The 20,592-nt window shown below is 45.2% G+C and carries 20 protein-coding genes and 1 tRNA gene; 16 read left to right on the top strand and 5 right to left on the bottom strand.

Annotated features, from left to right (window positions below; all coding sequences use genetic code 11):
• Positions 1–8 precede the first annotated feature (8 nt).
• Positions 9–85, bottom strand: a tRNA-Arg gene (locus tag ABLA76_RS06030).
• 190 nt (positions 86–275) lie between these two features.
• Here ABLA76_RS06030 and folD point away from each other — a divergent pair.
• From folD to sra, 3 genes are all read left to right on the top strand, one after another.
• On the top strand, positions 276–1,151 hold the full coding sequence (folD, locus tag ABLA76_RS06025) for a bifunctional methylenetetrahydrofolate dehydrogenase/methenyltetrahydrofolate cyclohydrolase FolD (protein WP_348987242.1): 876 nt from the start codon (positions 276–278) through the stop codon (positions 1,149–1,151).
• The gene (gene ybcJ, locus ABLA76_RS06020) at positions 1,151–1,363 is read left to right on the top strand and encodes a ribosome-associated protein YbcJ (protein WP_047770620.1); all 213 of its coding nucleotides are present in this window, start codon (positions 1,151–1,153) and stop codon (positions 1,361–1,363) included. The genes folD and ybcJ overlap by 1 nt, the downstream gene beginning before the upstream one ends.
• A 418-nt stretch (positions 1,364–1,781) precedes the next feature.
• Positions 1,782–2,018 (top strand): stationary-phase-induced ribosome-associated protein, encoded by a 237-nt coding sequence (gene sra, locus ABLA76_RS06015; protein WP_072059792.1) that lies wholly within the window; start codon positions 1,782–1,784, stop codon positions 2,016–2,018.
• Between the two features lie 136 nt (positions 2,019–2,154).
• Here sra and cysS read toward each other — a convergent pair whose 3' ends face one another.
• A complete protein-coding gene (gene cysS / locus ABLA76_RS06010; RefSeq protein ID WP_348987241.1) occupies positions 2,155–3,537 on the bottom strand; it encodes a cysteine--tRNA ligase in 1,383 nt (460 codons plus the stop codon).
• 270 nt (positions 3,538–3,807) lie between these two features.
• Here cysS and ppiB point away from each other — a divergent pair, with 270 nt between their 5' ends.
• The 5 genes from ppiB to ABLA76_RS05985 all read left to right on the top strand — a co-directional run bounded on the left by ppiB (position 3,808) and on the right by ABLA76_RS05985 (position 8,609).
• Positions 3,808–4,302, top strand: coding sequence for a peptidylprolyl isomerase B (gene ppiB / locus ABLA76_RS06005; protein ID WP_348987240.1), 495 nt, complete (start codon positions 3,808–3,810; stop codon positions 4,300–4,302).
• 24 nt (positions 4,303–4,326) lie between these two features.
• Positions 4,327–5,049, top strand: a complete 723-nt coding sequence (locus tag ABLA76_RS06000) for a UDP-2,3-diacylglucosamine diphosphatase (protein ID WP_047770617.1) — start codon at positions 4,327–4,329, stop codon at positions 5,047–5,049.
• A 177-nt stretch (positions 5,050–5,226) separates the two neighbouring features.
• Positions 5,227–5,751 (top strand): 5-(carboxyamino)imidazole ribonucleotide mutase, encoded by a 525-nt coding sequence (gene purE, locus ABLA76_RS05995; RefSeq protein WP_348987260.1) that lies wholly within the window; start codon positions 5,227–5,229, stop codon positions 5,749–5,751.
• Positions 5,748–6,821, top strand: coding sequence for a 5-(carboxyamino)imidazole ribonucleotide synthase (gene purK, locus ABLA76_RS05990; protein WP_348987239.1), 1,074 nt, complete (start codon positions 5,748–5,750; stop codon positions 6,819–6,821). Before purE ends, purK begins: the two co-directional genes overlap by 4 nt.
• Before the next feature lie 510 nt (positions 6,822–7,331).
• Positions 7,332–8,609 (top strand): MFS transporter, encoded by a 1,278-nt coding sequence (locus tag ABLA76_RS05985; RefSeq protein ID WP_047766765.1) that lies wholly within the window; start codon positions 7,332–7,334, stop codon positions 8,607–8,609.
• A 123-nt stretch (positions 8,610–8,732) separates the two neighbouring features.
• On the opposite strand, the gene ybbP is transcribed toward ABLA76_RS05985, so the two are convergent.
• Positions 8,733–11,165 (bottom strand): putative ABC transporter permease subunit YbbP, encoded by a 2,433-nt coding sequence (ybbP, locus tag ABLA76_RS05980; protein ID WP_348987238.1) that lies wholly within the window; start codon positions 11,163–11,165, stop codon positions 8,733–8,735.
• Positions 11,162–11,848, bottom strand: a complete 687-nt coding sequence (ybbA, locus tag ABLA76_RS05975; RefSeq protein ID WP_348987237.1) for a putative ABC transporter ATP-binding protein YbbA — start codon at positions 11,846–11,848, stop codon at positions 11,162–11,164. Before ybbA ends, ybbP begins: the two co-directional genes overlap by 4 nt.
• Here ybbA and tesA point away from each other — a divergent pair.
• The 5 genes from tesA (at position 11,819) to ABLA76_RS05950 (ending at position 15,706) form a co-directional block, all read left to right on the top strand.
• The gene (tesA, locus tag ABLA76_RS05970) at positions 11,819–12,451 is read left to right on the top strand and encodes a multifunctional acyl-CoA thioesterase I/protease I/lysophospholipase L1 (protein WP_348987259.1); all 633 of its coding nucleotides are present in this window, start codon (positions 11,819–11,821) and stop codon (positions 12,449–12,451) included. The genes ybbA and tesA overlap by 30 nt on opposite strands.
• A gap of 67 nt (positions 12,452–12,518) precedes the next feature.
• Positions 12,519–13,298 (top strand): SDR family oxidoreductase, encoded by a 780-nt coding sequence (locus ABLA76_RS05965; RefSeq protein WP_348987236.1) that lies wholly within the window; start codon positions 12,519–12,521, stop codon positions 13,296–13,298.
• A gap of 71 nt (positions 13,299–13,369) precedes the next feature.
• A complete protein-coding gene (locus ABLA76_RS05960; protein WP_348987235.1) occupies positions 13,370–14,248 on the top strand; it encodes a tetratricopeptide repeat protein in 879 nt (292 codons plus the stop codon).
• Positions 14,249–14,296: 48 nt separating this feature from the next.
• Complete coding sequence (locus tag ABLA76_RS05955) at positions 14,297–15,226, top strand: SPFH domain-containing protein (protein WP_285809866.1); 930 nt, start codon at positions 14,297–14,299, stop codon at positions 15,224–15,226.
• Positions 15,227–15,244: 18 nt separating this feature from the next.
• Complete coding sequence (locus ABLA76_RS05950) at positions 15,245–15,706, top strand: NfeD family protein (protein ID WP_348987234.1); 462 nt, start codon at positions 15,245–15,247, stop codon at positions 15,704–15,706.
• On the opposite strand, the gene cueR is transcribed toward ABLA76_RS05950, so the two are convergent.
• Positions 15,697–16,101: a Cu(I)-responsive transcriptional regulator gene (cueR, locus tag ABLA76_RS05945; protein ID WP_348987233.1), complete on the bottom strand. Its 405-nt coding sequence runs from the start codon at positions 16,099–16,101 to the stop codon at positions 15,697–15,699. The genes ABLA76_RS05950 and cueR overlap by 10 nt on opposite strands.
• Positions 16,102–16,180: 79 nt before the next feature.
• On the opposite strand from cueR, the gene copA reads away from it, so the two are divergent.
• From copA to ybaK, 3 genes are all read left to right on the top strand, one after another.
• Positions 16,181–18,928 (top strand): copper-exporting P-type ATPase CopA, encoded by a 2,748-nt coding sequence (gene copA / locus ABLA76_RS05940; protein ID WP_348987232.1) that lies wholly within the window; start codon positions 16,181–16,183, stop codon positions 18,926–18,928.
• 141 nt (positions 18,929–19,069) lie between these two features.
• Positions 19,070–19,882: a TraB/GumN family protein gene (locus ABLA76_RS05935; protein ID WP_348987231.1), complete on the top strand. Its 813-nt coding sequence runs from the start codon at positions 19,070–19,072 to the stop codon at positions 19,880–19,882.
• Positions 19,883–19,957: 75 nt separating this feature from the next.
• Positions 19,958–20,434 (top strand): Cys-tRNA(Pro)/Cys-tRNA(Cys) deacylase YbaK, encoded by a 477-nt coding sequence (ybaK, locus tag ABLA76_RS05930; protein WP_348987230.1) that lies wholly within the window; start codon positions 19,958–19,960, stop codon positions 20,432–20,434.
• Positions 20,435–20,592 lie beyond the last annotated feature (158 nt).

Genomic DNA, 20,592 nt, shown 5'->3' with positions numbered 1-20,592 from the left:
TTAATGGATGGTACGCCCTACAGGATTCGAACCTGTGACCTACGGCTTAGAAGGCCGTTGCTCTATCCAGCTGAGCTAAGGGCGCATTATGGTATATAGAATAAGAAACATTATTAATGCCTTAACGCAGCACCGGATTATACGGGCATAATGGAATGAGTCAATGCCCTTTTCGCTCATATGTTCATTTTATGATTATTAATAAAACTGACAGGCGGTTCATGTTCTGACAAAATAGCCCCCATTCCTATACTTGATAATGGAATCTTAAATACATGTCAGCAAAAATTATTGATGGGAAAACGATTGCGCAGACAATCAGAAGCGAAGTTACAGAAAAAGTTAGGCAGCGTGTTGCCGCCGGAAAACGAGCACCAGGTCTTGCCGTCGTTTTAGTGGGAGAAAATCCTGCTTCTCAAATTTATGTCACCAGTAAACGCCGCGCCTGTGAAGAAGTCGGGTTTATGTCCCGCTCTTATGACCTACCTGATACTACCAGCGAAGCTGAATTGCTCTCCCTGATAGATGATCTGAACGCCGATGCGCAAATCGATGGTATTTTGGTTCAACTCCCCTTACCTGCCGGCATTGATAATGTCAAAGTACTGGAACGCATTCATCCCGATAAGGATGTGGATGGTTTCCACCCTTATAATATCGGTCGTCTATGTCAGCGCGCTCCGAAACTGCGCCCTTGTACTCCCCGCGGAATTGTAACCTTGCTTGAACGCTGCAATATCAATACCTATGGGCTAAATGCCGTTATTATCGGCGCTTCTAATATCGTTGGACGCCCAATGAGCCTTGAATTGCTGTTGGCTGGCTGTACAACGACAGTAACGCATCGCTTTACCAAAAACTTACGTGAGCATGTTGAGCAGGCAGATTTACTGGTTGTTGCTGTTGGTAAGCCCAACTTTATTCCTGGTGAATGGATTAAGCCAGGCGCAATTGTGATTGATGTTGGTATCAATCGGCTGGAAAATGGCAAAGTCATTGGTGATGTGGATTTCAATAAGGCGTCTGAACGCGCAAGTTGGATCTCCCCTGTCCCCGGCGGTGTCGGACCGATGACCGTTGCAACATTGATTCAAAATACCTTGCAAGCTTGCGAGGAATACCATGATATAGATACAACTGAAGGTTATTGATGAAAATTTTTTATTTAGATGACCACCCTTATGTCGAGTTATGTGATTTGCTGAAATTTCAAGGATGGTGTGAAAGTGGTGCTGCGGCAAAAGCCGTGATTGCAGAAGGTTTGGTACAGGTTGATAGCCAACTCGAAACTCGCAAACGCTGCAAAATTACTGCTGGTAAAGTTGTTGCCTTTAATGGCGAATCTGTTCGCGTTGAAGAGTAATTCAATAAGTAAACATTATCACTAATACTTTTCAGAAAGACAGTACCTTTTGTATTAAGGTATTGTCTTTTTATTTTATATACCAATCCGACTTCAAGATGCGTGTTATATTTCCCCGCACAGCGGGGAAATATAAGGCCTCGCGTCGTCTTGCGGATTGCAACTTGAAGTTTATCGAGTATAAATAGAAATTAATTATTTTATATAAACCAGTATAAGGTGATATATAAATATTAAATAATATGATGTCAATCATAACACCAATATTATTGGTGGATATTGTTTTTGCTGATTACAGATTTATCTGTTTTTATTCGCAAAATATGTGACGCTGACGATATATTGACAAACAATCATATCAATCTTCTAATAAGTCGCTATACTGAGAAGCTTATGTACAACTGAAACGGAGTTAATTATGTTAAGTAATAGAGCTGCAAGAAGGTTGTTAGGTTTGCCTTATAAATTAAGTAATTCTAAACGTAGAGTAAAAATTTCTCTTCTTCATCCTGCTTCCCGTGATGACACCCATCAAATACCAGAGCCTCTGAGTCATTCTTCTTTCGTTGCCATGAAACGGGATGCGGTTTCTGGAAAAATCACGTATCACGCTGGAAATGCTTTCTATCCTGAGCACTTAAGTAGTCATCAATAAATCTGTCGGTTTTTATTCCGCTCATTTATACCACTAAGTACTACAACTAAAAAAATCTCGCTATCAAAGCGCAAAGACATGAAAGACTGAACCGCCCATTTAAGGGCGGTTCTGGTGTTCGATAAAGCAAAATCGATTATTTACGACGCCATGTTGTTCCTTGCGGGCCATCTTCCAGCTCAATTCCCATTTCATTTAACTGGTTGCGCGCCGCATCCGCCAATGCCCACTCTTTATTTTTACGGGCATCGTTACGCTGTTTGATGAGTGCTTCGATGCGGGCAACATCGTCGTCCGCCTGTGTTCCGCCTTGCAAAAAGTGTTCTGGATCTTGTTCCAAAAGACCAAGAATCCCGGCCAATTTACGTAACCTTGCCGCCAGACCATTAGCCGCAACCATGTCTTCTGCCTTCAGACGATTAAGCTCACGCGCCATATCAAACAAGGCTGAATACGCTTCTGGTGTATTGAAATCATCGTCCATTGCTTCAACGAAACGGACTTCAAATGTTTCTCCACCCGCAGGTTGAACGGATTTATCTGTACCACGCAGGGAAGTATACAAACGTTCAAGGGAAGTGCGCGCCTGTTTCAGGTTCTCTTCCGTATAATTCAACTGGCTGCGATAATGACCGGATAATAAGAAATAACGTACGGTTTCAGCATCGTAATAGGCCAATACATCACGGATGGTAAAGAAGTTATTCAACGATTTGGACATCTTCTCTTTATCCACCATGACCATGCCTGAATGCATCCAATAATTGACGTAAGGACCATCATGGGCACAAGTTGATTGGGCAATTTCATTTTCATGGTGCGGGAACATCAAATCAGAACCGCCACCGTGGATATCAAAGTGATGACCCAGTGTCTTGCCGTTCATGGCGGAACATTCAATATGCCAGCCTGGACGGCCAGCCCCCCACGGAGATTCCCAACTCGGCTCACCCGGTTTGGACATTTTCCATAATACAAAATCCATTGGGTTACGTTTTACATCTGCCACTTCAACACGGGCGCCAGCCTGCAATTGTTCCAAATCCTGGCGGGAAAGCAGGCCATAATTAGGGTTGGTGTCGATGGAGAACATAACGTCACCATTAGCGGCAACATAAGCGTGCTCACGTTTAATCAGCGCTTCCGTGATTGCAATGATCTCTGGGATATGTTGCGTTGCACGAGGTTCTAAATCCGGGCGCAGGATATTCAATGCATCAAAATCGCTGTGCATTTCTGCCAACATACGTGCGGTCAAATCGTCACAACTTTCATTGTTTTCGATGGCGCGTTTAATAATTTTATCATCCACGTCAGTGACGTTACGGACATAGGTCAGATCATATCCCAGATAACGCAGGTAACGAGAAATCACATCAAATGCCACAAATGTTCGGCCATGACCAATATGACACAAGTCATAAATGGTGATGCCACACACGTACATGCCCACTTTCCCTTCGTGAATCGGCCTAAATTCTTCTTTTTGACGGCTGAGAGTATTGAAAATTTTTAGCATCAGTGGGTTTCCGTAAAAATTATGTACGTGTAATAAAATCAAATAAATTGACTGATTATAGGCTTCTTTATCAGCAAGATAAATAAATGAGAATAGAGAGAAGCCAGATCAGACATTTCACCTTGATATGCAATGCTTTGCAAGCGTCATAAACCGTCTTGTTCTGATACTTTCCCTGAGTACTGACTCAAAATCTGAGATATGATATAACAGCGGTTGTTCAAAACCCCCTATATAGGGTCAATCAAAACTATTACTAGGATTTTTATTATGGTGACTTTCCACACCAATTTTGGCGATATCGTAATCAAAACATTCGCTGATAAAGCACCTGTAACCGTTGAAAACTTCTTGAGTTATTGCTCGGAAGGTTTTTATGATAACACTATTTTTCACCGTGTTATCAATGGCTTCATGATTCAAGGTGGTGGCTTTGAACCTGGCATGACGCAGAAAACAGCTAAAGCGCCTGTCAAGAACGAAGCCAACAATGGCCTGAAAAACAGCCGTGGCACCCTCGCTATGGCACGCACCAATGATCCACACTCTGCAACTGCCCAGTTCTTCATTAACGTTGTCGATAACGATTTCCTGAACTTCCGTTCAGAGCGCCCGGATGGATGGGGTTATTGCGTATTTGCCGAAGTGGTTGAAGGCATGGATGTAGTTGATAAGATCAAAGGTGTTTCTACTGGCCGCAGCGGTATGCACCAAGATGTACCACATGAAGATGTGATCATTGAACGTGTCACTGTCAGCGAATAATTACCGTTAGAGAATCATCGCTACATGAGTACACTGTTTATTGCAGACTTGCATCTCAGTGAACAAGAACCGGCAATTACTGCCGGTTTTCTGCGTTTTTTACGTGAAGATGCAATCCACGCTGAAAGTCTTTATATTCTCGGTGATTTTTTTGATTACTGGATTGGTGATGATGATCCCAACCCATTGCATACTAAAATCGCCCAGGCCCTTAATGAACTGAAACAACAAGGTATTCCCTGTTATTTCATTCATGGCAATCGTGATTTCTTGCTCGGCTCCCGTTTTGCCAGAGAGAGCGGCTTGATTCTGCTTCCACAGGAAAAAGTACTGGAGTTGCACGGTAAACGTATTCTGATTTTGCATGGCGATACGCTATGCACCGATGATATCAACTATCAGCAGTATCGTAAGCGAGTACATACTCCGTGGATACAACGGCTATTCCTGCTTCTTCCTTTATTTATCCGTTTGAAAATTGCCGCCAAAATGCGAGCAGGTAGCCAATATGCCAACAGCCAAAAATCTTCATCTATTATGGATGTCAATCAAGAGGCTGTTACCGAACATTTTAAAAAATATCAAACAGATTGGATCATTCACGGTCATACTCACCGACCAGCAATACACGATATTCAGATTGGCGATAAGACCATGCATCGCGGTGTATTAGGAGCATGGCATGAGCAAGGTTCGATGTTCAAAGTTACAGAAACGGCTATTGAGTTAATATCCTTCGCCTTCTAAGCGCCTTGCTTATTTTGTAAAAATCGATAAATCAAACGACGCAAACGTTTTCCTCATGCTATTAGCATGATATGATCCGCCGTCTGAAATTTCATCTTTGTTCTGGTAGACACCCAATACAGGAGCATCTGATTTATGACGTCCAGCTCTGATCCCACAATAGCTATTACCCCAACAATGACTTCTCCAACAGAAATAGAACCCCAAAACCACGCCAAAATCGCCATTGTCATGGGTTCTAAAAGCGACTGGGCAACCATGCAACATGCAGCCGATATCCTGACCGAACTGGCTATTCCTTTTCGTGTTGAAATTGTTTCGGCACACCGAACGCCAGATAAGCTTTTTCGTTTCGCAGAACAAGCGAAAGAAAATGGTTTTGATGTGATTATCGCGGGTGCTGGTGGAGCAGCACATTTACCGGGGATGTTGGCAGCTAAAACCTTAGTGCCTGTGCTTGGGGTACCGGTACAAAGCGCGGCGCTTAACGGTATTGATAGCCTGTATTCTATCGTCCAAATGCCAAAGGGCATTCCGGTTGGTACACTGGCTATCGGTAAGGCAGGAGCCGCAAATGCCGCATTGTTGGCGGCTCAGGTGCTGGCGTTGCATGACAATGCGCTGTTTCAACGTTTATCAGATTGGCGCAGTGAACAAACTCAGGCTGTTCTGGATAACCCAGATCCACGGGAGGATGCATGAAGCCTGTTTGTGTATTGGGAAATGGTCAGTTAGGCAGAATGCTACGTCAGGCCGGTGAACCGTTGGGGATCGCTGTTTATCCTGTTGGGTTGGATGCCGAACCGGAGGCAGTGCCTTACCAAAGCAGCGTGATCACCGCAGAAATTGAGCGTTGGCCCGAAACTGCCTTAACCCGCGAGCTGGCTCATCATCAGGCGTTTATCAATCGTGAGATTTTTCCGCAACTGGCGGATCGTTTGCCACAAAAACAGCTCATGGATACGTTGGGTTTATCAACCGCGCCGTGGCAACGGCTTTCCTCTCCCGAACAATGGTCACAATTCTTTGCGGAGTTAGGGGATTTTATCATTGTCAAGCGACGGACTGGGGGCTATGACGGACGCGGCCAATGGCGTATCCGGCCGGGTGATGAAACAACGCTTCCACCTGAAATTTACGGTGAATGTATTGTGGAACAGGGTATTCCGTTTTCGGGGGAAGTTTCGCTGGTGGGAGCCCGTAATGCCAAAGGTGAATCAGTATTCTATACCTTGACTCACAATTTGCATCAGGAAGGTATTTTGCGTACCAGTGTTGCTTTACCTGATAATAGCGCCGATAAGCCATTTCAACAGCAAGCAGAGCAGATGCTATCTACCATCATGAATCACCTGAACTATGTTGGTGTTATGGCGATGGAGTGTTTTATTGTTGGCGATAATTTGCTGATCAATGAATTGGCTCCACGCGTTCACAATAGCGGTCACTGGACACAAAACGGCGCTTCTATCAGCCAGTTTGAACTTCACCTGCGGGCGATCTTGAATCTTCCTATACCACAGCCTGAAATCTTTGCACCATCCGTCATGATCAATCTGATCGGCACAGAGGTGAATCCCGCATGGCTGAGTTTGCCGCTGGTTCGTTTACATTGGTATGAAAAAGAAGTTCGTCCTGCACGTAAAGTAGGCCACTTAAATGTGACCCATGCTGATAAGGGAACATTGAAAACAACGTTGCAAACATTAGCCTCCCTATTGCCAACAGAATACCAAAGCAGCCTTAAATGGGCACAAGATAAATTCAGTTGATCAATTGCCAACTAAAGAAAGTGGTAGTGATTAAAATAAGCTACCACTTCCCGATTTGGTTAACGTTTATTGCTAATAATCAGTGTGCTAAATCCATTTGATAATACGCTCTCTTTACCTTGCACAAGGCCTAATCTCTTCTATTAGAGATCCCGCCAGCTTTCCAGTTGCAGCTTTGTTGGCTACGCTCGGTCACATCGTTATCTATTCTGCCGGAGATTCGTTCTCTTGCTGTCTCGCTGCATCTTTAAATCCATAGGTGATAACCCTGAAATGCTCGATTTCAAACCCGAATTGCATTATGACTTAGGCAAAGAATTAGGCTCTCAAGCCGGTCATTTGTGGACTAGGATTGTCGTGAATTCCGTCAAAAATAAGTACAAAATCAGAGATACGTCGGGTTTTCACACCAATCAATTTAGCTATGGTGTGTTTATTCGATACAGCTTTTTCTCATAAACACATAAAATAGTGCCGCTTTTAATCGTTTATATCCTTGATGGAGTCACAATGTCCATTCAACACGACAAATTCGGACGTACTTATCAGTGGTTTTTGCTGATACTTTTAGGCATGGTCTATTTTCTATCCACAGCAACAACCTTTACGTCATTGGGTGTTGTCCTGCCGAGTATGATTTATGAACTGGGCTGGAGTTGGACAAATGCAGGATTAGGATTCACACTGCTTGGCCTGACTTGCGGGTTATCCAGTTTTCTGCCAACGGTATTTATTCGTAAAATTGGCGTTCGTTTTACCCTGTTTATCGGCCTGCTGATTTTTCTGGCGGGTTTCTACAACCTTTATCATACATACGCTATTTCATCCTATTTTATCGGTACGGCTTTAATGGGGATCGGTTTTACTTTTCTGGCAACCGTGCCGGGCACTTATGTGATTTCACGGCTATATGAGAAACAATCCCTTGCTTTTGGTTTCTACTTCACAATAGGTGGACTGGGTGGGGTCATAGGCCCGTGGATCTACTTTATGGCGACCCGTATTTGGGGAACATGGCGGATGCATTGGATGATTTCCGCTATTATCCTCTCCATTTTCGTCATTCTGACGATTATTATTCTTCAGGAAGGTAAACGGGAAATCGCTCACGCCAAGGCCGTAAACCAGAAACATAACAATCAGGAAACTTCCAGCATTTATCGCACTAAACAACGTTGGACTGCACACCAAGCCCTACGGACATGGCAATTCTATGTGATTGCGGCAACTTACACCGCATTTTTATGGTGTGGCATTACCGTCAACAGTTTTGCAGTTGCCCATATTATCGAAAATGGTTTCAGCGAAGCTATTGCCGCCGGGTTACTGAGCACAATGGCTTTTATCAATGCATTTTCCCGATTAGCCGGCGGTGCCGTTGGGGAATGGGTAGAGCCGAAAAAATTACTGATTATCAGCCTGTCCGTTATTATATTTGGCTTGATTGCACTGAGTATCGCCTCATCATGGCCGTTTTTGGTTGCGTTCACCGTGTGTGTCGGGATGGGATATGGCATGACCTTCCTTGCTTCCAGTGTATTGCTGGCTAACTATTTTGGTCGCAAGCCTTATCTGGAACTGTTTTCTATCATGAACCTGATATCCACCCTGGCTTGTCTGGCACCTTTTTTTGCCGGTGCCATCAAAGATTATTCAGGCAGTTTTACCTCTGCATTCCTGATTATTGCCATTCCCGTATTTGTTGTTCTTGTCGTAACATTAATGATGAAACCACCTGCTCATAAAATGAGAAAATACACGGTTGAAGGCACCAAATTTACTGAATAAGGTAAAAATGAACTGAAATAACGTACAAACAAGGAAATTAAGAGAAGAATTTGCCTGATAATATCCGGTCAGATTGCTGATAAACCTCGTTGGTTCAAACGAGGTTTATCAAAGATGTGGGGATTATTCAGGCAAGCGCCGATATTGCCCTTGCTTCCTTAATAGCCTAACCCCCAACCAGCCACCGCATAGTGAAAGCAGTAAGCTACTGATGATGGGAAGCAGAAACCACATCTGCCATTGTGGCTGCCACGGGAAATCAAAGACCTGAGTCTGTAACAACCAAAGTGCAATTTCTGCACCCAATGCTGCCGCTAAACCGGCCATAAAACCTAGCAGAGCAAATTCACTCCATAATGTATGACGCAAAAGTTTTTTGCTCGCCCCTAATGTGCGGTATACCACCAATTCAAGTTGTCGCTGGTTCATACCAACCTGAATTTGTGCCAATAACAGCAATCCGCCACAGATCATCACCAAAACAACCATAACTTCTAATGCCTTGCTAACTTGCTGCAAAATGCCTTGTGCTTGTTTGAGTATCGAACCAATATCCAACACGCTGATGGTTGGGAAATGGCGGTTAATTTCCGTTAACAGCTTTCCCTCTCCTTCATAATGAAAGCTGGTTAACCACATTCCGGGCTGATTTTCCAACGTCTCTTTGGCGAAAATAAAAATGAAGTTCGGGTTTATGCTCTCCCAATCCACCTTGCGAATACTGCTTACTGTGGCATGAAACGTTCGGGTATCTCCGGTGAATGTGAGCCTATCTCCCAGGTTAATTTGCAACCGTTCAGCAACACTTTGCTCCATAGAAACTTCGTTCGGTTTTGGCGGCCATGTTCCCGCAATCAGGGTATTAAACGGCGGCAGTTCTGCTTTCCATGTTAAGTTCAGTTCGCGCCGCACGGTAGTACTATTAGGCTGTTTTTTATCCGCCCATGCCAGCGCAGATTGTCCGTTCACTTCCGTCAAACGTGCCAATACCACGGGATAAAAATCGGTCGGTTTCACCTGATATTTAGCCAATAAGTCATTAACCTGAGCCGTTTGTGGTTGGGTCATGTTAAGCAGGAAATAATTAGGGCTATCCGGCGGTAATTGCTGTTGCCATTGGTTCAATAAATCTCCCCTTGCCATAATCAGCAAAGCCAACAACATGAATGACAGAGAAAATGCCGCCAATTGGGTCATGGTCTGAAATGGCCGACACAGTAACCGATTAACCGCCAGACGCAGGCTTAACTGACGGAACGTCACACGGCGCAGTAGCCATAATCCCCCCCACCCCAATAACGCCAAAGACAACGCGACAATCGGTACTCCCGCTAACAGCGACCATAACAACGGCTGGGTGCCTGCCAGTAATACCAATCCTCCCGTTATGATGAATACCACCGCAGGCAAATAATAACGTAATGGCCAGATGGATGCCGTTACGTCACTTCTCAATACCCGTGAAGGCTGAGTAGCCATAAGTTGACGATAAGGACGGACACCCACCAACACGGCCATGCCAAACAGGGCGGCTATCGCCCATACCCACGGCCACATTCCCGCAGCCGGTAACATCTTAGGTAACATTCCTGCCAAAATTCGAATCAATGCAGACTCAAAAGCCAAACCTAAAATGGAGCCTACCACGATGGCGGCCAGTAATATCACTAACCATTGTCCAATGATCCATTGGCGCAACGCCCAACGCCCTGCCCCTAATGTTTTCAGGATGGCTATCAGGTTATGCCGGCTACGGCAGTAATGCGCCATAGAAACGGCCATCGCAGCAACAGCAAGGAGTAATGTCAACAACGCTGACAGCAATAAAAATTGCTGGGCACGCTCAATGGATTGTGCCATAACACCATTATCTTGTTGCAAGGTCAGCCAGCGTTGATCGGCTTTTAGTTGTGGTTCAACGAATTGCTGGAATGATTGGATGGCGGCAGGAGAACCCGCAAACATATAACGGTAAGTCAGGCGGCTCCCGGGTTGAATCGCCCCTGTTAACTGAGCATCATCGATATTGATTAAAATTCGGGGAGAAATCTGGAAGGGATTGAAACCGCTGTCAGGTTCTTGCAGCAATTCGCCGCTAATCTTCAATGTGGTATCTCCCACATCAATATTATCCCCGACTTTAACGCCCAATAGTGCCAACAATCGTGGGACTACCAGCACTGAACCTTTTTCTGGCTTTAACCCATGCGGATGGGTTTCCAGTTCGCCATACAGAGGATAACGCTCATCTGCGGCTTTCACCTGAGCCAGTTGCGGAATATCTCCCGCATATGTCATGGTCGAAAATGAGATTTGGCGACTTAATGTCAATCCCTGTTCTTGTGCCTTTTGCAACCAGGTTTCATCAACGGGATACGAAGCCCTTAAGACAAGATCACCCGCCAGAAAATCACGGCTTTGATAATGCACACTTTGATCAATACGATCACTAATACGCCCTAATGCCAGTACACAAGCCACTGCCAACGTCAGAGATAACCAGACAATCAGGAGAGAAGGTGTGCGCCATTCACGCCAAAACCAACGCCAGATCATGCTTCCTCCCGTAATTTTCCATCTACCAGACGTAAACGACGCTGGCAACGCGTTGCAAGTTGGCTGTCGTGCGTCACTAATATCAAAGTAGTGGCGTAATCATGATTAAGGGAAAACAGCAAATCGACGATGCGCTCTCCTGTCTGGCGATCAAGGTTACCTGTTGGTTCATCGGCAAACAGGATTTTGGGACGAGTACAGAATGCCCGTGCCAACGCCACCCGCTGTTGTTCTCCCCCCGAAAGTTGGGCTGGCATGTGTTTCAGGCGTTTTCCTAACCCTAACTGTTCGAGTAGTTCAATGGCTTGTTCACGACTTTGGGTTTCCGATTCACCACGCAATAGTGCCGGAAGCTGGACATTCTCCAGTGCATTCAGGGTGGGGATCAACATAAATGACTGAAAAACAAAGCCTACATTTTCTGCCCTTAACTGTGCGCGCTGCTCTTCATTCATGCGACTAATATTTTGCCCCAATAGATGAACTTCTCCCCCGCTACCATCATCCAATCCGGCAATAATACCCAGAAGTGTTGATTTACCTGATCCTGACTCACCAATTAATGCAATTGTCTGTGCTGGCTCGACAACCAACTCAATACCTTGCAATATATTAATTACCTGTTCCCCTTGACCGACATGTTTAGTGAGATGATGAACTTCAAGAATACTTTCTACAGCCATGTATTTTTCCTTTTATTGTTGGTGCTATGCAGTGCCAGAGCAGCGGCGGCAGATACCCTGCTTATATTAGGTGATAGCCTCAGTGCGGGATATCGTTTACCCGTTGAGCAATCATGGCCTGCACTGATGGCAAAACAGTGGCAACAAGCCGGCAAAAAAACCGTCATTATTAACGGCAGTATTAGTGGCAATACTGTCGCGCAAGGGCTTGAGCGTTTGCCTGAGTTATTAAAACAGCACAATCCAAAATGGGTTTTGATAGCGCTTGGTGCTAATGATGGACTGCGTGGTTTTCCCATTCAAAACATAGAACAGGATTTGCAACAGAGCATTCATTTGATCAAACAAACCGGCGCACAACCGTTATTAATGCAAGTCCGAATTTCACCTAATTATGGAAAGCGATATACCGAATCCTTTGCCAAAATTTATCCCACACTGGCTGAACGCAACCAAATTCCTCTGCTGCCATTTTTCATGGAACACGTTGCTATCAAACCAGAATGGATGCAAGATGACGGGCTACATCCCAATCAAGCGGCACAACCCTTTATTGCTGATTGGATGTCCAACACATTATCGACATACATCAACTCTCCTTAAGTAAAAAATATTTCTTAATAGTAAATCATTTATTTCCATAAATTGATGCAGGTAAACAAGTAAAGTTATGCAAAAAGCCATTTTTATTACTGGGTGTTCTAGCGGGATTGGGTTAATCGCGGCCAAAACCCTCCACCAACGTGGTTACCGCGTACTCGCAGCTTGCCGCAAACCCTCTGATTTGGCCCATATGCGTGAATTGGGGTTCGAACCCATCGAATTGGATTTAGATGATAAAGAAAGCGTAGAGTGCGCCGCCAGGAAAGTAATCGAATTAACCAACGGTCGTCTGTTCGGGCTATTCAATAACGGGGGATTTGGTGTTTACGGTCCATTGGAAAGTATCTCCCGCGAACAGATGGAAAAACAGTTTTCCACCAATTTCTTTGGCGCCCACCAACTGACGTGCCTGTTATTGCCCGCTATACGCGCTTACGGCGCAGGACGGATTGTTCAGACCAGTTCTGTAATGGGATTGATTTCGACACCAGGCCGTGGCGCATATGCTGCCAGTAAATATGCTCTTGAAGCCTGGTCGGATGCCTTACGGGGCGAATTGGCTGAAACCGACATTAAAGTCAGCCTGATAGAACCTGGCCCAATTCATACCCGTTTTACGCACAATATCAACCAAACACAGCAGGGTCATCCGGTTGAGAATCCAGGCCTTGCTCGTCGTTTTACGTTGATGCCTGAGGATGTCGTCTCTAAACTGATTCATGCGCTGGAAAGCGCCAACCCGAAATTACGCTATTCGGTTACGTTATTGACTCATGCAGTAAAAATGATGCGCCGTCTACTCCCTGAGCGATGGCTCGATAGAATCTTGCGCTGGCAAAGTAAATAGACATTGAAAAACAGACAAACAAGTCTTATTTATTCATGTAATCACCTTACAACGACTCAGAGAAAAATCCCATGGAACCAACCGTGAATACAAACAATAATACTGCCCATATCATTAATATTGATGAATCGAATATTACCCAGGTTGTTCAGCACTCTCTCACCCAGCTTGTCGTATTCTACTTCTGGTCTCCACAGGACCTACATTGCCATGAATTAGAAACCACGCTTGATAAAATAGCCCATGAATATGCCGGGCAATTTGCCCTGGCTAAAGTTAATTGCGACCAACTTTTCCATATCGCTGCACAATTTGGTGTGCGTAGCTTACCTACCGTACTGTTCGTAAAAGAAGCTCGCCCTGTTCAGGGTTTTGAAGGTATTCAGACAGATGAAGCCATCAGAAAGATTTTTGCCACTTTCCTCCCTCAAATGGCAAAATCACCATTAGAGCAAGTTGACGAACTACTTGCAGAAGGTAAAGAGCAGGAGGCACTGCTTTTACTCAAAGAAATCCATCAGGAAAATCCGCAAGATACAGAGATTACCTTATTGCTAGCCCAAGTGAACCTTTCACTCAATCATCTTGAAGAGGCCCAAAAAATACTGGATACCGTGCCATCAGAAGCCCAAGATGAACACTATAATGAGTTACTTGAGTACCTTAAGTCCCAACAAGAGGCGGCTGATTCCCCTGAGATTCGACAACTACAACAAGCGTTGGCAATGCAATCAGAGAATGCAGAATTAGCCGTACAACTGGCGGCCAAATTACACGACGTTGGCCGTAATGAAGAGGCTCTGGAATTACTACTTAGTTTTCTGAAAAAGGATCTTTCTGCTGCCGAGGGTGCAGTGAAAAAGACGATGATGGATATTCTTTCTGCACTGAGCACCGGAGATACTCTGGCATCTAAATATCGTCGTCATGTATACTCTTTACTCCATTAAGTAAAGAAAATTTATATATTCCATAATTAGCTAAGTAAGGGAATTGTTATGGATCTACTCTCTTTTGGTGCTGTACCGATTTTAATCGTTATTGCGGTTGCTATCGTCTTTACCTGTGTCAAAACCGTTCCACAAGGCTATCAGTGGACTGTTGAGCGCTTTGGACGTTATACCCGTACATTAACACCAGGCCTGCACATTATCATGCCATTTGTTGATCGTATCGGCCGTAGAATCAATATGATGGAACAGGTTCTGGATATCCCATCGCAGGAAGTTATTTCTCGTGATAATGCCAATGTCACTATTGATGCCGTCTGCTTTATTCAGGTCGTCGATCCTGTACGTGCTGCCTATGAAGTCAGCAATCTGGAACTGTCCATCATCAACCTGACCATGACGAACTTCCGTACCGTGCTGGGTTCAATGGAACTGGATGAAATGCTGTCCCAACGCGATTCCATCAACAGCCGATTGCTGGCAATCGTCGATGAAGCGACTAACCCGTGGGGTGTCAAAATCACGCGGATTGAGATCCGCGATGTGCGTCCACCTAAGGAGTTGATCTCCGCGATGAACGCCCAAATGAAAGCAGAACGTACCAAACGTGCAGATATTCTTGAGGCGGAAGGTATTCGTCAGGCCGCCATTTTGAAAGCGGAAGGGGAAAAACAGTCGCAAATCCTGAAAGCAGAGGGTGAACGCCAGTCAGCCTTCCTGCAAGCGGAAGCTCGTGAACGAGCCGCCGAAGCAGAAGCGCGTGCAACCAAAATGGTTTCTGACGCTATTGCTAATGGTGATATGCAGGCAATTAACTACTTTGTTGCCCAAAAATATACCGATGCCCTCACCAACATTGGTGCCTCAAATAACAGCAAAGTGATTATGATGCCACTGGAAGCCAGCAATTTAATGGGCGCCATTGGTGGTATTGCCGAATTAATTTCCGAAAGCAAGAAGAGCAAACAGGATAAATAGCCATACAGGATAATTGTTATGATTGAACAGATCGCCGCTCAACCAGCCTGGTTCTGGCTCTGTTTTGGTGGCCTGCTTCTGATTGCGGAATTACTGGGAACGGGGGGATATCTGTTGTGGACAGGAACCGCAGCCGTGGTTGTTGCCCTGATCACATGGATTTTCCCTAATATGGACTGGGAATGGCAAGGTACTCTGTTTGCTGTCTTAACCTTGCTTTCTGCTATTGCCTGGCGTAGCTGGCTACGCCATCGCCCCCGCCAGGCCAGTGATAAGGCACTCAATCAGAAGAACCACCAATTGATTGGCATGCGAACCCGTTTAATCACGGGTACCGAAAACGGTTTTGGGCGAGTCAAACTGGCCGATGGCAGTTGGCGCGTTCACTGTGACCGAGAACTTCCGGCCAATAGCGAAATTGAAGTCATCGCCGTTGACGGGATCACATTAAAAGTGAAACCGGTTTCCCATCATCCGTGATGCTGACAGCAGCCAGATAAATGCTCAATGATGGGACAATCCGCCCCATCATTTCCCGGGCATTCAGCCACCAATACCAGTAATTTTTCCTTTATCTTTTGCAATTCCACCACCGTTTTTTCTATTTCCGCCACTTTTTGCAGGGTCGCCATTTTTACATCGGCACTGTGACGGTGAGGATTGCGCAATAATCGCAGCAATTCGCGACACTCCTCCAGCGTAAATCCGACCTCTTTCGCTTGACGCAAAAGCATCAGTTCGTCAATGTGCCTTTTCTGGTAATGACGATAGCCATTATCTCCCCGCCCCGGTGCAGTAATGAGATCTTTTTCTTCATAAAACCGAATCGCTTTGCGGGTTAAACCGGTCTTACGGGCAATTTCACTGATATTCATTATTTCCCCTTGACCTTCCCCTTGCAGGAAGGTTTAGCCTTAATGATAAGTATATCACTCTGTATCAGGAGATAGTGTTATGTCCACAACCACCATTCTCGCACTTCAAGGCCTGACTTGTATGCATTGTGTCGGCCGGGTCAAAAAAGCGTTGGAAAAAATACCCGGCGTTGAGCTGACGGATGTGAACCTCAATTATGCCAAAGTTATCAGTCATGTTTCACCTGATGAATTGATTGCCGCCATTGTTGCCGAAGATTATCAAGCCACTGTTGCCAGCCGACCCGATGTTGTATTGCGCCTGTCAGGTTTAAGCTGCATGAAATGTGCAAATAAGACACAAAAGGCATTGGAAGCAGTAGAAGGTGTTATCGCCACAGAAGTTGATACCCAAACCGCAAAAATCTATGGTAAAGCAGAGAACAGTGCCTTAATTCATGCAGTCGAACAAGCCGGATATCACGCTGAATTAGCCACGGAAGCCGGTGGCCCAAAAACTGAGCCACTGGCAATACATGTGCCACAGACTCCGGAGTCTTTGGCAGCGGCAATATCTTCGACTCCGGTAGAAACCGTTTCTGTTGAGCACAGCAACAAAAATGATGTGAGTGGTGATGACAGCATTCAGCTCCTGCTGGATGGCATGAGCTGTGCAAGCTGTGTCAGCAAAATACAACAAGCCCTGCAATCCGTTGATGGCGTGGAACATGCCAGAGTCAATCTCGCGGAAAGAAGCGCATTGGTCACAGGCCATGCATCACCAAATGCCTTAGTTGAAGCCGTCATCAAGGCCGGTTATGGTGCGGAAATCATTCAGGATGAAACAGAACGCCGTGAACGCCAGCAACAAGTCGCGCAAGCTCATATGCGCCGCTTTCGCTGGCAATCGGCCCTTGCGTTAGTGGTTGGGGTGCCTGTCATGGTGTGGGGTATGATAGGCGACAACATGATACTCACACCAGCAAACCACGCCATTTGGCTAACGATTGGTTTGATAACGCTGGTTGTAATGATATTTGCAGGCGGACATTTTTATCGTAACGCGTGGCAAAGTCTAAAAAATGGCAGTGCGACAATGGATACCCTCGTAGCTCTGGGTACTGGCGTAGCGTGGCTTTATTCAATGAGCGTCAATTTGTGGCCAGAAATTTTCCCTCACCAAGCCCGCCATCTTTATTATGAAGCCAGTGCCATGATTATTGGTTTGGTCAATCTCGGCCATGCCTTGGAACAACGTGCCCGCCAACGCTCTTCCAAGGCTCTTGAGCGATTATTGGATCTCACTCCACCAACAGCGCGGGTAGTTACCTGTGAAGGTGAAAAAACAGTGCCACTGGCTGATGTAATGCCCAATATGATACTGCGCCTGACAACAGGAGATCGCGTTCCGGTTGATGGTGAAATTACTCAGGGTACAGTTTGGCTGGATGAAGCCATGCTGACCGGTGAGCCTATCCCTCAGCAGAAAACAACTGGCGATACCATCCATGCCGGTACTGTCGTTCAAGATGGTACGGTCCTGTTTAAAGCCAATGCGGTTGGTAGCCAGACAACCCTGTCACGCATTATTAAACTTGTTCGTCAGGCACAAAGCAGCAAACCTGAAATCGGCCAATTGGCCGATAAAATATCCGCAATATTCGTGCCTGTTGTTGTTGCTATTGCCCTGATTGCCGGCACGATTTGGTATTTTATCGGCCCTGCCCCACAAATCATGTACGCGCTGGTCATCATGACAACCGTTTTGATTATCGCCTGTCCCTGCGCGCTTGGGCTGGCAACCCCCATGTCCATCATCTCAGGGGTAGGACGGGCAGCCGAATTAGGTGTATTGGTGCGTGATGCTGATGCCCTGCAACATGCCAGCCAACTGGATACGATTGTCTTCGACAAAACGGGCACCTTAACTGAAGGTATGCCGCAAGTCACAGAGATCCACACCTTTAATGGTTTTACCGAAGAGCAAGTATTACTGTGGGCCGGTGCATTAGAAAATGGCTCAAGTCACCCTCTGGCAAAAGCTATTTTATTGCAAGTTGAGGGGCAAAAATTACCCGAAGTACGAGCATTCCGTACCTTGGCAGGCTTGGGTGTTAAAGGGGAAACCAGCGATATTACTCTGTTATTGGGTAACCCAAAATTGCTTGAGCAGCATCAGATTGAAACCACAGAATTAAAGCCATTAGTTGCAGCACAAGCAGAAAAAGGCATCACACCTGTTATTCTGTCAGCCAATGGCAAAATCGCTGCCCTGTTTTCTATTCGTGATCCCTTACGGCAGGACACTGTTTCTGCCCTGCAACGTTTACATCACCAAGGCTATCGTTTGGTTATGTTAACAGGAGATAATCCTGCCACAGCAAATGCTATCGCCCAAGAAGCGGGTATTGACCAGGTGATTGCTGGTGTTTTACCTGATGGCAAAGCCGCAGTCATTCAGTCACTGCAATCAGAAGGCAGGAAAGTGGCGATGGTCGGCGATGGCATAAATGACGCCCCTGCATTAGCGCAAGCGGATGTCGGCATCGCCATGGGAAGCGGTAGTGATATCGCCATCGAAACCGCAACAATTACCCTGATGCGCCATAGTTTGCACGGGGTTGCCGATGCAGTTGAATTATCCCGTGGTACATTGCGTAATATGAAACAAAACCTATTTGGTGCCTTTGTCTACAATACATTGGGTATTCCAATCGCAGCCGGTATTTTATTCCCTTTCACTGGCACCTTACTAAACCCTGTCGTTGCAGGTGCGGCCATGGCATTATCTTCTATTACTGTTGTTAGTAATGCCAATCGCTTATTGCGCTTCAAGCCTAAATCCTGACCTAATATTCAGGAAATTTTATTTTTCCCATGAAAAGCTAAACCTATTTCGTTTAGCTTTTCATCCCGCACTTTTCCCTCTTTCTTGTTGGTGATTAACAGGTTAGCATACCGCCCAATGCCAGCTATTGGAGTATGCAATATGGGAAAATTAATGACCTATTTCAGTAAAATATTGGGATTCAATTCCCAACGGCATTACCCTTACCCGGCTTTTGACATCAATTTAAATAATAATAAACAATTACATATTGTTGGCAGCATTCATATGGGTACTAAAAACATGTCCCCACTTTCTGAGGTATTGCTGGAACAGTTAGAGCAAGCGGATGCGCTGATTGTCGAGGCAGATATCACGCAGGCCAATTCCCCTTTCAAGGAAACATTTCCTGAACAGCCCGAACTATCACAACGTTTATCTCCCGAACATTTTGCCTGTTTGCAACACTATTGCCGAGAAATTCAACATCCTGTCACGTTGCTGGATCCATTGCCATCGTGGCAAGTCGCATTGATATTACAGGCTGCCCAAGCCCAATATTTGGGGTTACAACCTCAATATGGTATCGATTGCCAATTACTGAACAGTGCAAAAGCACTCAATAAACCCATTATCGAATTGGAAGGGACTGATGCACAAGTTAACCTTCTCACCAACTTACCAAACGGTGGGATTTCACTATTGGAAGATACCATTACCCATTGGCATACTAATGCCCGCGCTTTACAGACTATGATTAGCTGGTGGATGAATTACAAACCGGAGAAACAGAATCAGGTAATACCCATGACATTCTGCGAAGAGATTTATCAAACCCTAATGGCTGAACGCAACCATCAGTGGAGTGAGCGATTACATGGTTTACCCGCAGGAAAATATCTGGTTGCAGTAGGGGCCTTACACCTCCACGGCGAGAACAACTTACGACAGATGCTGGCAAAACCACAAACATAGCAACTTCATCTGTTTCATTCTGAAAACTAATTATTACGGATAAGCAGTTATAAACTGATCGTTATAGGAAAAAATATGACCCCCGCTGTTATCTTGCTGGAAAAACAAAAAATTAATTTCAAACTTCATCCTTATGACCACGATGTCAATGAACATAATTTTGGTGATGAAGTGGTGAAAAAACTCGGTTTAGATGCTAATCAGGCTTTTAAAACACTGTTGGTCGCATTGAATGGTGATCCTAAAAATCTTGCTGTCGCCGTGACACCGGTCTCTGGACAACTCGATTTGAAAAAAGTGGCTAAAGTTTTCAGGGCCAAAAAGGCAGAGATGGCCGATCCTCAACTGGCACAAAAAGTAACAGGTTATTTAGTCGGTGGCATTAGCCCGTTGGGACAGAAAAAACGTCTACCTACCGTGATTGACAGCCAGGCGCAAACCTTGCCAACCCTATTTATCTCTGGTGGTAAACGTGGTTTAGATATTGAATTGTCCCCCATAGACTTATGCCAATTACTTAATTGTTCATTTGCTGATATTGCTAAAATTTGAAAATTTATTGCCATTCTCGCTGAATTTTTTCGAGCTGGCGTTGTTTTCTCCAAAACAGGGACTTGTGATAAACAATAATGTCGATACACGTTCCTCACAGTGCAAAAATCATTAATTACGCTGCTATTTAATAATTAAATTATTATTCAATTTCAACC

This window comes from Xenorhabdus sp. SGI240 (assembly GCF_040081915.1).
GTDB classification, from domain to species: Bacteria; Pseudomonadota; Gammaproteobacteria; order Enterobacterales; family Enterobacteriaceae; genus Xenorhabdus; species Xenorhabdus bakwenae.
Note: the sequence above shows the minus strand (reverse complement) of the source record. Positions and strands in the feature narration are given on the sequence as shown.

Coding starts and splice junctions, on each gene's coding strand:
- ybcJ (WP_047770620.1), top strand. CDS start 1,151: ATGAAAATTTTTTATTTAGATGACCACCCTTATGTCGAGTTATGTGAT.
- ABLA76_RS05965 (WP_348987236.1), top strand. CDS start 12,519: ATGCAAAAAGCCATTTTTATTACTGGGTGTTCTAGCGGGATTGGGTTA.
- tesA (WP_348987259.1), top strand. CDS start 11,819: ATGAACTTCAAGAATACTTTCTACAGCCATGTATTTTTCCTTTTATTG.
- ybbA (WP_348987237.1), bottom strand. CDS start 11,848: ATGGCTGTAGAAAGTATTCTTGAAGTTCATCATCTCACTAAACATGTC.
- ABLA76_RS05960 (WP_348987235.1), top strand. CDS start 13,370: ATGGAACCAACCGTGAATACAAACAATAATACTGCCCATATCATTAAT.
- folD (WP_348987242.1), top strand. CDS start 276: ATGTCAGCAAAAATTATTGATGGGAAAACGATTGCGCAGACAATCAGA.
- ABLA76_RS06000 (WP_047770617.1), top strand. CDS start 4,327: ATGAGTACACTGTTTATTGCAGACTTGCATCTCAGTGAACAAGAACCG.
- purE (WP_348987260.1), top strand. CDS start 5,227: ATGACTTCTCCAACAGAAATAGAACCCCAAAACCACGCCAAAATCGCC.
- ABLA76_RS05935 (WP_348987231.1), top strand. CDS start 19,070: ATGGGAAAATTAATGACCTATTTCAGTAAAATATTGGGATTCAATTCC.
- sra (WP_072059792.1), top strand. CDS start 1,782: ATGTTAAGTAATAGAGCTGCAAGAAGGTTGTTAGGTTTGCCTTATAAA.
- cueR (WP_348987233.1), bottom strand. CDS start 16,101: ATGAATATCAGTGAAATTGCCCGTAAGACCGGTTTAACCCGCAAAGCG.
- purK (WP_348987239.1), top strand. CDS start 5,748: ATGAAGCCTGTTTGTGTATTGGGAAATGGTCAGTTAGGCAGAATGCTA.
- cysS (WP_348987241.1), bottom strand. CDS start 3,537: ATGCTAAAAATTTTCAATACTCTCAGCCGTCAAAAAGAAGAATTTAGG.
- ABLA76_RS05955 (WP_285809866.1), top strand. CDS start 14,297: ATGGATCTACTCTCTTTTGGTGCTGTACCGATTTTAATCGTTATTGCG.
- ABLA76_RS05985 (WP_047766765.1), top strand. CDS start 7,332: ATGTCCATTCAACACGACAAATTCGGACGTACTTATCAGTGGTTTTTG.
- ppiB (WP_348987240.1), top strand. CDS start 3,808: ATGGTGACTTTCCACACCAATTTTGGCGATATCGTAATCAAAACATTC.
- ybbP (WP_348987238.1), bottom strand. CDS start 11,165: ATGATCTGGCGTTGGTTTTGGCGTGAATGGCGCACACCTTCTCTCCTG.
- copA (WP_348987232.1), top strand. CDS start 16,181: ATGTCCACAACCACCATTCTCGCACTTCAAGGCCTGACTTGTATGCAT.
- ABLA76_RS05950 (WP_348987234.1), top strand. CDS start 15,245: ATGATTGAACAGATCGCCGCTCAACCAGCCTGGTTCTGGCTCTGTTTT.
- ybaK (WP_348987230.1), top strand. CDS start 19,958: ATGACCCCCGCTGTTATCTTGCTGGAAAAACAAAAAATTAATTTCAAA.